Genomic DNA, 15037 nt, shown 5'->3' with positions numbered 1-15037 from the left:
TTCTGTAGCGCCGGGCGGCGCCCGGCGGGGCTTGGCTGGCAATGCCCCAGCGGGGCGTTGCCCCGCTCTACAAGGTGGCGGGGTTCTGTAGCGCCGGGCGGCGCCCGGCGGGGCTTGGCTGGCAATGCCCCAGCGGGGCGCTGCCCCGCTCTACAAGGTGGCGGGGTTCTGTAGCGCCGGGCGGCGCCCGGCGGAGCCGGGCTGGCAATGCCCCAGCGGGGCGTTGCCCCGCTCTACAAGGTGGCGGGGTTCTGTAGAGCCGGGCGGCGCCCGGCGGGGCCGGACTGGCAATGCCCCAGCGGGGCGCTGCCCCGCTCTACAAGGTGGCGGGTTCTGTAGCGCCGGGCGGCGCCCGGCGGGCCTGGCCGGCAATGCCGCAGCGGGGCGTTGCCCCGCTCTACAGGGCCGCCTGCAAAAAGGCCCGCCGGTGGGACCGGCGGGCCTGGATCGGCGCGGGGGAGGAGCGCGCCGGAAGCGTCAGGCGAAGACCTTGAAGCGGGCTTCGTCTTCCATATAGTTCTTCTCGCCAAAGCCGGCCTCGTTGGAGCCGAACGGCATCTGCGCGCGCAACTGCCAGTTGGCGGCGATGCCCCATTCGCGGCGCACGGCCTCGTCCACCAGCGGGTTGTAGTGCTGCAGGCTGGCGCCGATGCCGGCCTCGGCCAGCGCCGTCCACACCGCGAACTGGGCGATGCCGTTGGCGTGCTCGGCCCACACCGGGAAGTTGTCGGCATACAGCGGGAACTGGTCCTGCAGCCCCTTGGTCACGTCCACATCGTTGAAGAACAGCACCGTGCCGGCGCCGGCGGCGAAGCTGTCCAGCTTGCCTTCGGTTGCGGCGAAGGCCTCGGCCGGCACGATCTGGCGCAGCGCGTCCTTGGCCAGCTCCCAGAACTTCACGCTCTGCGCGCCATGCAGGATCAGCGCGCGGGTGGGCTGCGAGTTGAACGCCGACGGCGCCTCGCGCACGGCATGCTTGATCAGGTCGGTGGCCTGGTCCTGGCCGATGGGCAGGTTGCGGCCGAGCGCGTACTGGGAACGGCGCTGCTTGTACAGGGCGATGGCTTGGCTGTTCATGATGACTCCGGAAGGAAGGAAAGCCGGCAAGCGGCCATTCGTGGAATGGGCGCCAGTGTAATTAACATCAAATTCAGAACAAATATCAGATAAATCACTATTTGTTCCAAATTTAAAACAATAACCCTTCCCTTCGGAATTTTCCCTATCCGCCAGCCATCACCTCCACGGGAGCTTCGTCGTCATCGTTCCATATACGGCGCCAGACACGCGCGAGCCGCTGTTTCAGCAAGGCGCGGCCGCCAGCCTCGCGGTACACCGGGCGCAGCTGCCGCGGCGGGATAGCCCTCCAGCTGCCGCCGTCCTCCCGGGCCACGGCGAAGCTGAAGTTGTAGTCCGGCTCCAGGCCCATGCGCAGATCGCTGAGCACCAGCTCGCCCTCCACCACCTGCGCGCGCATGAAACCGCGGTTGAACCACTGCAGCCGCGCCACCGCCGGGATCGGCGCCGCCTGCCGCAGCGCCTGCACGTTGGAGGGATGGCCGCTGAAATGCATCGGCCCGTGGTCGGCCCACAGCGAGCGGTCGCCGACCACATAGCCCTGCGGCGTCATCGCCACTACCCGCCACAGCAGCGTGTTGAACGGCATCGGCACCGAGAACCGCGGCGCATCGCCCAGCCCCATCGCCGCCAGCGAGCGGTCGGCCTCGCGCTCGACCATGCCCTTGGCCAGCAGCGACCAGCCCAGGTAGCCGCAGCTCAGCGCCAGCCCCGCGACCAGCACGCGCTGCGCCAGCGGCCGCGCCCTGGCGAACCAGGCCACCGCGCAGGCCAGGCCCAGCCAGACCGTATACAGCGGGTCGATGATGAACACGCTCGACCACATCGTCGGAGGCGGCATCAACGGCCACCACAGCTGCGTGCCGTAGACGGTGAAGGCATCCAGCAGCGGGTGGGTGACCAGCGCCAGCACCATCGCCCACCACCAGCGCGCCGGCGCCGCCGTCACCCGGCCATGGCCGAAGCGCCGGTACAGCCACCAGATCAGCGTGCCCAGCAGCGGCAGCACGAACAGCGAGTGGCTGAAGCTGCGGTGCACCGTCATCAGGCTGACCGGGTCGCGGGTGAAGGCGACGACCAGCAGCCCGTCCAGGTCGGGCAGCGTGCCAAGAGCGGCACCGGCGAGCAGGGCCGCGCGGCGGTGGCCGGCGGGCGCGATGGCGGCGGCGACCGCGCCGCCCAGGACGATCTGGCTGAGGGAATCCATGCCCGCATTATGCCGGCCGCCCCGCCATCCTTCTGGTAGGAGCGGCTTCAGCCGCGAAGAGGCCTTCCCGGCAAATCCCAGGCACCCGCTGCACGCGGACATGCAGGCCCCCGCACACCCGCCGAGTCTCGAACGTAGGAGCGGCTTCAGCCGCGATGGGCCTTCCCAGCAAATCCCAAGCGCCTACTGCACGCGGACATGCAGGTCCCCGCATCGCACGCCGAGCCTCCAACGTAGGAGCGGCTTCAGCCGCGATGGAGCTTGCCAGCAGATCACACCGGCCCTGGCATGCAGGAACACCCAGGCAAGCCCCTTCGCGGCTGAAGCCGCTCCTACGGTTGCTGCGGGCGGAACCGCCACAGCGCGAGCGCGGCGTACAGCGCTGCCAGCAGCAGCAGATTGAGCAGTTCCGCGCTCACCTCGGGCACCCGCGCCCCCATCTGCTGGGTGCGCACGATGGCGTTGATGCCGGCCGTGGTCGGCAGCAGCCTGGCCAGCGCCACCAGTGCCGGCGGCGAGGCCAGCGCGGGCCACGACAGGTTGGACAGGAAGAACAGCGGGATCGAAACCGCGGTGACGTACTGGAACGCACGCTCGCGGGTGGTGAAGAAACTGCCGACGAACAGCCCGAACGGCACCGTCGCCAGCGCGAACAGCAGCACCGCCAGCAACAGGCCCGGCACGTTGCCGCCGCGCGGATAGTCCTGCGCCCAGGCGGTGAAACCGGCGTAGTACAGCAGCCCGCATATCGCCACCAGCGCGAACGCCGCCGCCATGCCCAGCAGCACCGGCGGCGCCAAATGCAGGCGCCGGCCCTGTTGCGCACGGCGGCTGCCCAGCAGCACGCCGATGCCCAGCAGCAGGGTCTGGTGCACGATCAGTTCGGCCACGCCCGGCACCACACTGCTGCCGTAGCCTTCGCGGGTGTTGTACAGCGGCCGCTGCACCAGTTCGAGCGGCGCGGCCTGCGGCGGCCCCATGAAGGCGGCCTGGCGCACTGCCTGCCCACGGGCGAAGGCGGTGATGCCCTCGGCCAGGCCATTGAGGATGGCGCTGGCGCGGCTCAGGTAAGCGCCATTGCCCAGCAGCACCAGCTGGCCGCTGCCGCCGCGCAGGATGTCGCGCTCCAGCCGCGCCGGGATCAGCACGATGCCGTCGACCTGCCCGGCTTCCAGCTGCGCGCGCGCCTGCGCCAGGTCCGTCGGCTGCGCCACCACCCGCACCGCGCGCAGCGCGTCGATATGCCGGACCAGTTCGCGGCTGGTAGCGCTGCGGTCGGCATCGACCACCGCGATCGGCAGGTCGCTGGCCACCTGGTGGCGGTAGGCGGCCGGATAGAAGAACGAGTACAGCAGGATCGCGCCGATCATCACCGCGCGTGCCGAGGAATCGGCGAACACCGCCTGCAGGGTCGCGCGGAAAGTGGCGGCGATGCGCCTCATGCCGGCACCGGCTCCGCACCGGCCTCCCGACGCGCGGCCCGCACCAGCAGCAGCGCGCCGAGGCCCCCGGCCACCGCCGCCATCAGCAGCAGCGTGCCCAGCGGTCGCAGCGACAGCGCCCACGGCGCGCCCATGAACAACTGCTGCATCTGCACCTGCACATAGGCGGTGAGCGGCAGCAGCGCGTTCCAGACGCGGGTGAACAGCGGCGCCTCGACCACCGGGAAAGTAGCGCCGGAGAACGCCAGCGCGGTGCCGATGCTCAATCCCACCAGCGACAGGCCGGTGCCCATGTCGCGGGTGATGGCGATGAACAGCAGCGCGAAGCAGCAGCAGGCCAGGTAGAACAATGGCTGCGCCAGCAACAGCAGCCACAGGCTGCCGGCCACGCCGTCGCCGCGCACGTACGCCACGTACAGCACGCCCAGCGCGCCATACAGCGAGAACAGCGCCAAGTACGGCGCCAGCTTGCCGGCGATGGCCGCCCAGGGTCGCTCGCCCAGCCATGCGGTCAACAGGCCGTCGCGGCGTTCGCGGCCGAAGGCGCCGCCGGCGGCCAGCGCGGCGAGCAGCGACAGCACCGCGGGAAAGACCAGCGGCAGCAGGAACAGTTCATAGCTGCGCGCCGGGTTGTGCAGCACCGTGGCCTGCACCGTCACCGGCGCCGCGCGCAGCCGCGCCGGCCCCACCTGCCGGCCGATACGCTCGCGCAGCATGCGCGCGTTGAACGCGCCCACCGCGTCGGCGATGTCGCGCGCCGCCGACTGCCCGGTGGCCATGTAGGTGGCGTTGTAGAACGCATACACCGGCGCGGCCTCGCCGCGCAGCGCGCGCCGGCTCATGTCGCGCGGCACCAGCACGATGGCGAACACCTCCAGCGCGCGCAGCTGCGCCTGCGCCTGCTGCAGCGATGCCGGCTGGCTGGCGATCGCCACGCCCGGGCTGGCGTCGATGGCGCGCGCCAGCGCGCGGCTGTCCGGGCTGCCGTCCAGGTCCACCAGCGCCACCGGCACCTGTCGCAGCACGGAACTGGAGAACAGCCACATCATCAGCGCCATCAGCAGCAGCGGCATCAGCGTGACCAGCGCCAGTTCCCAGCGGTCCGCGCGCCAATGGCGCAGTTCGCGCCGCAGCGAAGCGATGAAGGCGGCGGCCGTGCCCGGCGTCAGCCCTGCGGCCATGCGAACAGCACGCTCATGCCCGGGCGGAAGCCGTCGATGGGCTGCTGCGGCCGCGCCCGCACCTCGAAGCTGCGCACGTCGTAGCCGGAGGACTGGCGGGTGCTGCGCCAGGTGGCGTAGTCGCCGGCCGGATTGATGAAGTAGACCTCGAAGCCGGCGCTGCGCCCGCCCAGCGCCGGAATCGTGCCCTGCAGCCTGGCGCCGGGCTTGAGCCCGTGCAGCTGGTCCTCGCGCAGGGTCAGCGCCACCCACATGCGGTCGATGTCGACCAGGGTGAATACCGGGTAGCCGGCCGGCACCAGTTCGCCGATGTCGGACATCCGCTTGCCGACTTCGCCGGCCAGCGGCGCGCGACCCACCGTCTCCTGCCGCGCGGCGTCGACCTCGGCCTTGGCGCCCTCGGCCTGCCGCACCTGCGCCAGCGCCGCGGCCTTGTCCTGCTGCCGCGCGCCGGCCAGCGCCTGGTCGTACTGCGCCCGCGCCGCGCGCGCCAGCTCCTCCGAGCTGCGCGCCTGCGCACGCGCCTCGTCGCGCTTCTGTCGTGTCACCACGCCTTCGCCGAACAGGTTGTCCACGCGGCGGAAGGTGGCGGTGGCCAGTTCGGCGCCGGCCACGGCGCGTTTCCAGTTGGCCTCGGCCGCGCGGATGTCCTCGCTGCGCGCGCCTTCCTCGGCCTTGTCCGCCACCGCCTGCGCGGCCGCCACCACGGCATCGGCCTGGCGCTCCTTGGCGGCGACTTCCGGGCTGTCCAGCTCGAACAGCACCTGCCCGGCCGCGACCCGCTCGCCCTCGCGCACATGCAGCTTCTGCAGGCGCGCGGTGACCTTGGCGGCGACGTTGACGCTATCCGCGTCGGCCATGCCCTGCACCTGGTCGGCCGGCGTGCGCAGGCCCAGCCACAGGCCGAGCGCGACCAGCGCCAGCAGCAGGCCGCCTGCGATGGCGAAGACGCGGCGATGCCGCGGGCTGGCGCCCTGTCCCAGTGAATCGCTCATTCCAGCACCTTGTCCGCACGCCGGCGGTAGTCGTCGAACCGTTCCATCTGCCCGCTTACTTCCAGCAGCTGCGCCAGGGCCACGTCGAACTGGTAGGCGGCCTGCGCCCGTTCCACCCGTGCGCCGCCCAGCGCCAGGCGCGCATCGATCACGTCCAGCGAGGTGGCCTGCCCTTCGCGGAAGGACAGTTCCTGCAGGCGCAGGTTCTCCTCGGCCTGGGCGATGCTGCTGTCCAGCAGCCGGAACTGGCTGCGCGCGGTGTCCAGCTCGTTCCAGGCCTTGCCCACGCCGAGCCGCAGCTGGTTCTCCGCCTCGCCCAGGCCCGACTGCACCTGTTCCAGCTGCGCGCGCGCGGCGCTGACCTGCAGTGGCCGCGCCGTCGGCGACAGGAAGGTGTAGCGCAGGCCGATGCCGAATGCCCAGTCGGCATCGGTCAGCAGCGCGTCGCGGCGATGCAGGTCGTACTGCCCGAACAGGTAGACCTGCGGCTTGAGCTTGGCCTGCTGCACGCGCACGCCCTGCTCGGCCTGCGCGCTCAGCGCGCGCAGGCGTTCGATCTGCGGGTGGCGCTGCAGCGCGCTGCGCTCGAAGTCGGCGCGCGCGCCCAGCGGCGCATCGATCACGAACAGCGGCGAGGCGGTACCGACCGTGCCGCCGCTGCGCAGCAGCGTGGCCAGCGCCTGCTGCAGGGTGGCCAGGTCGTTGACCGCCTTCTGGTAGTCGCGCTCGGCCTTGTCGCGGGCGACATTGGCCTGCAGGCGCTGGGCGCGGCTGGCGAAGCCTTCGCGCTCGAGCTTGAGCGCATCGTCCAGGTGCCGCTGCAGGCCATCGCGCACCTCGCGCCGCACCTGCACCGCCTGCGCGGCCAGCTGCTGGCCGAAATAGGCCTGCACCAGCTGCAGCGCCAGCGACTGCCGCTGCGCCTCGCGCTCGGCCTGGGCCTGCGCGGTGGCCGCCTGCGCCGCCTGCTGCGCGGCCGGGATCAGCCCGCCGCTGTACAGCGGCACGCTGGCGGTGACGATCGGACGGGTACGCCAGTCGCGCTCGGCGAACTGCAGCGGCGATTCGATGCCGAACGCCTCGGCCACCGGCGCCAGCGAGCCCAGCGGCAGGTTCAGGGTCTTCTGGAACTGCATACGGCGCACGTCGGCGGTGATTTCCGGCAGCCGCAGGTAGCGGGTGGCGTCCTGCAGGTCCTGCTTGTTGCGCACGCCCGCCTGGGCCGCGGCGAGCGCGTCGGACACCTGTTCCAGGCGCTCGCGCGCCTGCTCGAAACTCAGTACCGGCGCGTCATCGGCGGCGGCGGCTGCCGCCAGCAGCAGGCCCGCTGCAAACAGCCCGGCCCGCAGTGCATGTCTCGTCCTCGGCCGCTTGCCCGCCACCCGGATGCTCCCTTCCCCATACCGGGCCAGCATAGCCGGCCGGTCCGTGAGGAAGAAGCATGCGCGGGCGCTTCAGGCGGCCTGCGCCAGCGAGGCGCGCGGCGGCAGCCACGCCAGGCTGCGGCCGGCGTGGTCGAGCAGGCGCAGGCTGCCGTCCTGGTCCTCGGCCAGTGCGGTGAGGCTTTCGACCCAGTCGCCGTCGTTGGCGTAGACCAGCCCGTCGCGCTCGACCAGTGCGGCACGATGGATGTGCCCGCAGACGATGCCGTCCAGCCCGCGGCGACGGACATCCGCCAGACCGGCCTGCACGAAGCGCTCGATATAGCGCTCGGCCGCCGCGCTGCGCCGCTTGAGGAACTCGGACAGCGACCAGTAGCGCAGGCCCAGACGCCGACGCAGCGCGTTGAGCAGGCGGTTGCCGGTGAGGATGCGGTAGTACAGCCAGTCGCCGAAGCGCTCCTGCAGTCCGCCGAAATGGGTAATGCCGTCGTAGTCGTCGCCGTGCACCACCAGCAGGCGGCGGCCGTCGGCGGTGACATGGATCGCACGCCGCCGCACCTGCATGGCCGGCAACATCAGCCCGCAGGTGCGGCGCAGCGGCGCGTCGTGGTTGCCGGGGATGTAGACGATCTCGGTGCCGGCGCGGCGCAGCGCATGCAGCGCCTCGATCACCTCGTTGTGCGCCTGCTCCCAGCTGGCGCGCTTGTGCGCCAGCCACCACAGGTCGACGATGTCGCCCACCAGGTACAGCCGCTCGCAGCGCAGCAACGAGAGGAAGCGCGCCAGTTCGGCGGCATGGCAATGGCGCGCGCCCAGGTGCGTGTCGGAGATGAACACCGCGCGCCGGTGCGGCAGCAGCAGCGCCGGCGCGCTCATGCCACCGCTCCTGCATCGCGCAGGTAGCGCTTGCGCTTCTTCGGCCGGATCGCCTGCAGGTCCACCTCGATCAGCCCGTCGATGGAATCGCTGAAGTCCGGATCCACGCCGAACGCCAGGAAGCGCGCGCCGCCCGGCTCGCACAGGTCGGTGTACTGGCGGTAGAGCGTCGGCACGCTGGTCCCCGACGTGGCCAGGTTGGCCTTGAGCACCTCGAACGCGGCCTCGGCATCCAGGTCACCGAAGCATGGCGGCGCGGCGAAGTACTGGAACGGCCGGTTCGACTCGGCCAGGCCGGGGCCGCCGCCGTAGTAGCGCTGGTAGTAGGCCACCAGCTGCTCGCGCGCCTCGCGCGGCAGCGCCGCGCTGATCGACACCGCGCCGAACAGGTAGCGGATGCCCGGCTGGCACTGCAGGTAGGCGCCGATGCCCTGCCACAGGTAGTCCAGGCTGCGGCTGCCCCAGTAGTCGGGCACGACGAAGCTGCGGCCCAGTTCCATGCCCTCGGCGATGCGGGTGATGGCGTCGTCCGAGTAGCGGAACAGCGCGGCGGTGTAGAGCCCGGCCAGCCCGCTGCGCGCCAGCGCCTGGGCGCCGCGCATGATGCGGTAGGCGCCGGCGATGCGCTGCTGCGCCGCGTCCCAGACCACGATGTGCTGGTACAGCGGGTCGAAATCGTCCAGGTCGCGGCTGCGCCCGGTGCCCTCGCCGACCCGGCGGAAGGTCAGTTCGCGCAGCCGGCCCAGTTCCAGCAGCAGCGGCGAACCGGCGGCGCAGCGCGCCAGCCGGATCTGCTTGCCGTCACCGGTCTGCCCGAGCAGTTCGGCAGCCTCGATCTCCGCCGCCACCTGCTCCACCGCGATCGGCGCGGCCAGCGGTTCCGGCCCGCCGCCCACGGCGTCGGCCTGCGCGGCCTCGCGGCCCAGCGCGTACAGCGCGCGCCGCACCGCCTCCAGCTGCAGCGCCGGGTCAAGTTCTGGATCCAGGCGCATCGCCTCCCCCACCTGCAGCCGCAACGGCCGGCCGCCGCGGGCGAACATCTCGCGCGCCAACAGGGCGGTGCCGGCCGGCTTGAACAGGGTCGAGGCGCCGTAGAACAGCGCCGAGTTGCGCGCCTGCACCCGCACCGGCAGCACCGGCGTCCGGGTGGCGTTGGCGAAGCGGACGAAGCCGCGGTTCCAGCGCCCGTCGCGGATGCCGCGCAGCGACAGCCGCGAGACCTCGCCGGCCGGGAACACGATCACGCACTGCTCGGCCGCCAGCGCCTGTTCCACCGCCTGCAGGCTGGCGCGCTGCGCGCGGCCGCCGAGGATGCGCACCGGCAGCAGCAGTTCGCGCAGCGGTTCCAGGCCCGCCAGCAGGTCGTTGGCGACGATGCGCACGTCACGCCGCACCTTGCCCAGCGCATCCAGCAGCGCCAGCGCATCGAGCGCGCCGGAGGGATGGTTGGCCACGATCAGCAGGCGCCCGCTGGCGGGAATCCGCGCCAACGACGCGGCCTCCACCTCATAGCGGCTGCCCAGGAAATCCAGCGCCGCGCCGACGAAGGCGAAGCCATGGCGGTCGCCGTTGCCGCGCAGGAATTCCTGTATCCGGTCCAGCCGCGACCAGCGCCCCACCGTGCGCAGCAGTGGCCGCGCCAGGCGGCCGCGCGGGCCGTGGAACCAATCGGGATAGCGCTGCTGCAGGCGTTGTTCGATCTGGTGCATGACGGTTGTCCGACGGCCCGGTTGGCCGGCAGCCTGCCTCCGGCACACGGCAATGCGGTTGCGGTTTTGCGGCAGTTCCGTGACGCCCGGGCGCGGCGCGCCGGCACGGCCGAACGCGTGAACCGGTTTATTAACCGGATGGCAACGACCCCACCTGCACTATTCCGGGGGCGCCAAGGCCGTGTATCATTCGCGGCTATCTTTTCATCCGCATACAGGGATACAAGCTCATGTCCAGCTATCTCTTCACTTCCGAGTCGGTCTCCGAAGGCCATCCGGACAAGATCGCCGACCAGATTTCCGATGCGGTGCTGGACGCGATCCTTACCCAGGACAAGCGCGCCCGCGTCGCCTGCGAAACCCTGGTCAAGACCGGCGCGGCCATCGTCGCCGGCGAAGTCACCACCTCGGCGTGGGTCGACATCGAGGAGCTGACCCGCAACGTCATCAACTCGATCGGCTACGACAACTCCAACGTCGGCTTCGACGGCCACACCTGCGCGATCATCAACATGCTCGGCAAGCAGTCGCCGGACATCGCCGCCGGCGTGGACGGCACCGACAAGAAGGCCAAGAAGCCGGAAGAACAGGGCGCGGGCGACCAGGGCCTGATGTTCGGCTATGCCTGCAACGAAGCCCCGGAATTCATGCCGGCGCCGATCTACTACTCGCACCGCCTGGTCGAGCAGCAGGCCAAGGTCCGCAAGAAGAAGAACTCGCCGCTGCCGTGGCTGCGCCCGGACGCCAAGAGCCAGGTGACCCTGCGCTACGGCCAGGACGGCAAGATCGAAGGTCTTGATGCCGTGGTGCTGTCGACCCAGCACGACCCGGGCGTGAAGCAGAAGGACCTGATCGAGGCCGTGCGCGAGCACATCCTCAAGCCGGTGCTGCCGAAGGCATGGCTGGACAAGCTGCCGAAGAACAAGGTGCACATCAACCCGACCGGCATCTTCGTGATCGGCGGCCCGGTGGGCGATTGCGGCCTGACCGGCCGCAAGATCATCGTCGACACCTACGGCGGCATGGCCCGCCACGGTGGTGGCGCGTTCTCCGGCAAGGATCCGTCCAAGGTCGACCGTTCGGCTGCCTATGCGGCCCGTTACGTCGCCAAGAACGTGGTTGCCGCCGGCCTGGCCGACAAGTGCGAAGTGCAGGTCTCCTACGCCATCGGCGTGGCCGAGCCGACCTCGATCTCGGTCACCACCTTCGGCACCGGCAAGATCCCGGACGCGCAGATCGAGAAGCTGATCCGTGCGCACTTCGACCTGCGCCCGTACGGCATCATCAAGATGCTCGACCTGATCCACCCGATGTACCAGCAGACCGCTGCTTACGGCCACTTCGGCCGCAAGCCGAAGGAATTCTCGTACGTCGACGGCGACGGCAAGACCCAGAACGCCACGGCGTTCTCGTGGGAGAAGACCGACCGCGCCGAAGCGCTGCGCAAGGCCGCCAAGCTCAAGTAAGGCCCGCAAGGCACCGCATCACCGGAAAGGCCGCCCGCAAGGGCGGCCTTTCCGTTTGCGCCCGCGCCGGCTTCCCGCATTCGCCTCCGGTAGAGCGGGGCAACGCCCCACTGGGGCATTACCGGCAAAGCCCCGCCGGGCACCGCCGGACGCTACGCAGCAGCGCACGAATCCAGACATCTCCGGCTACCGCCTTCCACGACGCTGGGGTAGCCTGCGGCTCCCTTCACCGCGGCAGCCGCCATGTCCATCACGCCCACGCCCCACCAGTTGTCGATGACCGTGCTGATGTCGCCGGAAATGGCCAATTTTTCCGGCAAGGTGCACGGCGGCGCGGTGCTGCGCCTGCTCGACCAGGTCGCCTATGCCTGCGCCAGCCGCTATGCCGGCAACTACGTGGTCACCCTGTCGGTGGACCAGGTCACGTTCCGCCAGCCGATCGCGGTGGGCGAACTGGTCACCTTCCTGGCCTCGGTGAACTACACCGGCACCTCGTCGATGGAGGTGGGCATCAAGGTGGTGGCCGAGGACATCCGCAAGGGCAGCGTGCGCCACGCCAACAGCTGCTTCTTCACCATGGTCGCGGTGGACGACGAGGGCAAGCCGACCCCGGTGCCGCCGCTGCAGCCGCAGACCGGCGACGAGAAGCGCCGCTATGCCGCTGCGCAGATACGCCGGCAGCTGCGGCAGGAGATGGAGCAGCGCCACCTGGAACTGCTCAGGAGCACCCCCTCCTCCGCGCCGGGCCAGGGCTAACGCCCCGGCTCATAGGCGGCAGGCCCCGGCCTAGTCCCAGCGCCCCTTCAGCGCCAGCAGGGAGGCTTCGCGCACGCTGCGCAGGCTGGCATTGAGGGTGCCCGGGTCGCGTGCGATCAGCGGGTCGAGGAAGCGGGCGCGGAGGTCGCGCATGCCCGCTTCGTCGCGCAGGTTGAACAGGGCGACATAAAGCCGGTTCGCGCTTTCGATGGTGTTGCCATCGACCATGCCGCGGGTACGCGAGCGGATCTCCAGCGCCCGCGCGTGGGCGTCGCGCGAAGCCTCCCAGTTGCCGGTGTTGCGCTCGATGCGCCCGATCAGGTCGTAGGTGGCGGTCACGAACGGGTGTTCCGGCCCCAGCTGCCGGCCCATCGGCGGCAGCACCGCCTGCGCCAACCGCCGCGCCTCGTCCTGGCGCTCCGGCAGGTAGCTCAACAGGCTGGCCAGGCTGCCCTGCGCGAACAGGGTTTCGCTGTGGTCCGGCCCCAGCACCCGCTGGCAATCGGCCAGCAGCTGGCGCTGCAGCGCGATCGCCTCGAGCGTGCGCTCCTGCTTGGACAGCAGGCGGACCTTGGCCACGATGAACTGCCGCGTGGCCGGGTGTTCGATGCCAAGAATCCGCCCCTGCGCCTGCAGCAGATGGTCGAGCAGGGCTTCGGCCCCGGCAAAGGTTTCCGGCGAATCGGCCAGCCGCACCAGGCTGCCGGCGGCGATGCCCCAGGCCTTGAGCGTGTCCGGGTGCTCGGCGCCGAGCCGGCGTTCGCGCACTTCGGCCACCTGCCGGGCGAGCGCGGCGGACTGCTCGTAGTCGTTGTGGGCGAAGGCCAGTTCGGCCAGCGTATCCATGGCCGCCAGCGTACGGTTCGACTCCGGGCCGAAGCGGGAGCGGTACAGCGGCAGCAGCGCGTCCATCTCGGCGCTGCCCGCGTCGCGCTGCCCGAGCTTGTCCAGTGTGTGCGCGTAGTCGCCGCGCAACAGCAGCAGAGCTTCGTCGTCGGCGGGCAGGGCCGCCATCCACGCCTTGCGCAGCGCCGACTGGCGGGCCAACGCCGCCTGCAGTTCGCCGCGCGCCGCCTGTGTCCGCGCGGCGCCGGCCTCGGCAGCGCGGCGCTGCGGGTCCAGCGCCGGCAATGCGCGCGTCGCCGCCAGCGCCTGGTCGTAGGCATCCGTGGCCGGCTCCAGTTCGCCCTGCAGCGACAGCGCCTGTCCCAGGTCGATGCGGGCCGACACGATGCGCGCATCGGTGGCCGGCAGCGCCGCCCCGCGCACCTGCAGCACCCGCCGCAATTCGTCGGCCGCGTGCGCATAGTGGCCGATGGCGATCAGCACCCGTGCCAGCGACTGCCGCATGTCGGCCGCGAGCAGCGGTGCATCGGCGAAATCACCGTCCAGCCGTGCCAGCGCATGCGTGACGATCTGCTGGTCGAGCGCGTCGCGGGCGATGCTCGGCGCACCGACCTGGGCGAAGGCCTGGCGCAGGCGCACGTCCAGCGGCTGGCCGGCGCCCTGCTTCTCCAGCACTTCCAGCACCTTGCGCTGCTGGGTGTCGGTCATGGCATGGCCCATCGCATCGATGTCCACGCTTTCCAGCATCGCCTGCTGGAAGTCGGCGAGCCGCTGCAGGTCGTGGCCGCGCTTTTCGGCCAGCGCCTGCTGCGCCCGCGCCTCGCGCAGCGCCAGCACCGAGGCCAGCAGGCCGCCCAGCACCGACAGCAGCACCAGCGCGGCGGCGGCCAGCGGCCAGGCGTTGCGGCGCAGGAAGCGGCGCGCGCGGTAGCCGCGTTCGTCGGCGCGCGCGCTGACCGGACGATGGGCCAGGTAACGGCGCAGGTCCTCGGCCAGCGCCGCGACCGAGGCATAGCGCCGGTCCGGCTCCTTGCGCAGCGCCTTGAGCACGATCGCATCGATGTCGGCCGGCACCGCGCGGCCCTGCGCGGGCGGCTCGCCATCGCGCCGCAGGCGCCGGCTGGGCGGCTGCACGTCGGTATTGGCGATGGCGTTGTACAGGCCGGCCGGATTGTCGATGTCGGCGAACGGCAGCTGCCCGCAGACCAGCTGGTACAGCACCGCGCCCAGCGAGTAGACGTCGGTGGCGGTGGTCAGCGGCTGGCAGGCCAGCTGCTCGGGGCTGGCATAGGCCAGGGTCAGGGCGTGCTGGCCGGTATGGGTGTCGCCCGCCGCCGCGCTGTCCTCGTCGATCAGGCGGGCGATGCCGAAGTCCAGCAGGCGCGGCTGGCCGCGCGCGTCGACCAGGATGTTGGCCGGCTTGAGGTCGCGGTGGATGACCAGGCAGCGGTGCGCCTCGGCCACCGCCTCGCATATCCCGATGAACAGCGCGATGCGCTCGTCCAGCGGCAGGCGCGCGGCATGGACGTCCACGCGCTCGCCTTCGACGTATTCCATCGCCAGGAACGGACGGCCGTCGGCGAGGATGCCGCCGTCGAGCAGGCGCGCGATGCCCGGGTGGTCCAGCCGCGCCAGCAGCTCGCGTTCGCGGGCGAAGCGCTCGCGCAGCTCGGGCGATGCCTCGGCCACCGGATTGAGCAGCTTCAACGCGACCTTCTGCACGAAGTCGCCGTGGCTGCGTTCGGCCAGGTAGACCACGCCCATGCCGCCGGCACCCAGGCGCTGCAGCAGGCGGTAGTCGCGCGCGGCGTCGGCCGAGGCCTCCTGGCCGCTCAGGTCCTGTCCCGCGTCCGGCGCCGGGGGTCCGGACGAGCGCAACGACACCACCAGCGTCTGGTCGGCCTCCATGCCGGCGAGCAACGCCCGCACTTCCTCGACCATCGTCGCGTCGCCCGCCGCCTCGCGGGCGACCAGGTCCTCGCGGGCGCTGCCCTGCAGGTCCAGCGCCTGCAGCACGATCTGCTTGACCCGGTGGTAACGCGCTGCATCGCCACCGCTTACGTCCCCTTCGCGCATCATCCCCGTTCCCGTCCCGGCACG

At 71.2% G+C, this 15037-nt stretch carries 11 protein-coding genes; 2 read left to right on the top strand and 9 right to left on the bottom strand.

The annotated features are described in order from the left end of the window. Nucleotides 1-477: 477 nt before the first annotated feature. The 8 genes from ABB22_RS09920 to olsF all read right to left on the bottom strand — a co-directional run bounded on the left by ABB22_RS09920 (nucleotide 478) and on the right by olsF (nucleotide 9869). Nucleotides 478-1077, bottom strand: a complete 600-nt coding sequence (locus tag ABB22_RS09920; RefSeq protein ID WP_055765804.1) for a nitroreductase family protein — start codon at nucleotides 1075-1077, stop codon at nucleotides 478-480. Nucleotides 1078-1222: 145 nt separating this feature from the next. Then, the gene (locus ABB22_RS09915; protein WP_055765807.1) at nucleotides 1223-2284 is read right to left on the bottom strand and encodes a metal-dependent hydrolase; all 1062 of its coding nucleotides are present in this window, start codon (nucleotides 2282-2284) and stop codon (nucleotides 1223-1225) included. A gap of 332 nt (nucleotides 2285-2616) precedes the next feature. Next, entirely contained in the window at nucleotides 2617-3726 is a 1110-nt protein-coding gene (locus ABB22_RS09910) for an ABC transporter permease (protein WP_055765811.1), read from the bottom strand. Then, nucleotides 3723-4907: an ABC transporter permease gene (locus tag ABB22_RS09905; RefSeq protein WP_055765812.1), complete on the bottom strand. Its 1185-nt coding sequence runs from the start codon at nucleotides 4905-4907 to the stop codon at nucleotides 3723-3725. Before ABB22_RS09905 ends, ABB22_RS09910 begins: the two co-directional genes overlap by 4 nt. After that, the gene (locus tag ABB22_RS09900) at nucleotides 4892-5902 is read right to left on the bottom strand and encodes an HlyD family secretion protein (protein WP_055765815.1); all 1011 of its coding nucleotides are present in this window, start codon (nucleotides 5900-5902) and stop codon (nucleotides 4892-4894) included. Before ABB22_RS09900 ends, ABB22_RS09905 begins: the two co-directional genes overlap by 16 nt. Beyond that, the gene (locus ABB22_RS09895) at nucleotides 5899-7290 is read right to left on the bottom strand and encodes a TolC family protein (RefSeq protein WP_055767307.1); all 1392 of its coding nucleotides are present in this window, start codon (nucleotides 7288-7290) and stop codon (nucleotides 5899-5901) included. The genes ABB22_RS09900 and ABB22_RS09895 overlap by 4 nt, the downstream gene beginning before the upstream one ends. Before the next feature lie 66 nt (nucleotides 7291-7356). Continuing rightward, complete coding sequence (locus tag ABB22_RS09890; protein ID WP_055765818.1) at nucleotides 7357-8160, bottom strand: UDP-2,3-diacylglucosamine diphosphatase; 804 nt, start codon at nucleotides 8158-8160, stop codon at nucleotides 7357-7359. After that, nucleotides 8157-9869, bottom strand: coding sequence for a bifunctional ornithine lipid synthase OlsF (gene olsF, locus ABB22_RS09885; RefSeq protein ID WP_055765821.1), 1713 nt, complete (start codon nucleotides 9867-9869; stop codon nucleotides 8157-8159). The genes ABB22_RS09890 and olsF overlap by 4 nt, the downstream gene beginning before the upstream one ends. 230 nt (nucleotides 9870-10099) lie before the next feature. Between olsF and metK the strand changes: the two genes are divergently transcribed. Both metK and ABB22_RS09875 read left to right on the top strand, forming a co-directional pair. Beyond that, nucleotides 10100-11335, top strand: a complete 1236-nt coding sequence (metK, locus tag ABB22_RS09880; RefSeq protein ID WP_055765824.1) for a methionine adenosyltransferase — start codon at nucleotides 10100-10102, stop codon at nucleotides 11333-11335. Between the two features lie 243 nt (nucleotides 11336-11578). After that, a complete protein-coding gene (locus ABB22_RS09875) occupies nucleotides 11579-12091 on the top strand; it encodes an acyl-CoA thioesterase (RefSeq protein WP_055765827.1) in 513 nt (170 codons plus the stop codon). Between the two features lie 30 nt (nucleotides 12092-12121). On the opposite strand, the gene ABB22_RS09870 is transcribed toward ABB22_RS09875, so the two are convergent. Beyond that, nucleotides 12122-15016 (bottom strand): serine/threonine-protein kinase, encoded by a 2895-nt coding sequence (locus ABB22_RS09870; RefSeq protein ID WP_055765831.1) that lies wholly within the window; start codon nucleotides 15014-15016, stop codon nucleotides 12122-12124. Between the last annotated feature and the right edge of the window lie 21 nt (nucleotides 15017-15037).

This window comes from Stenotrophomonas nitritireducens (genome assembly GCF_001431425.1).
Classification (GTDB): Bacteria; Pseudomonadota; Gammaproteobacteria; order Xanthomonadales; family Xanthomonadaceae; genus Stenotrophomonas; species Stenotrophomonas nitritireducens.
This window is presented reverse-complemented; position numbering and strand designations above follow the sequence as displayed.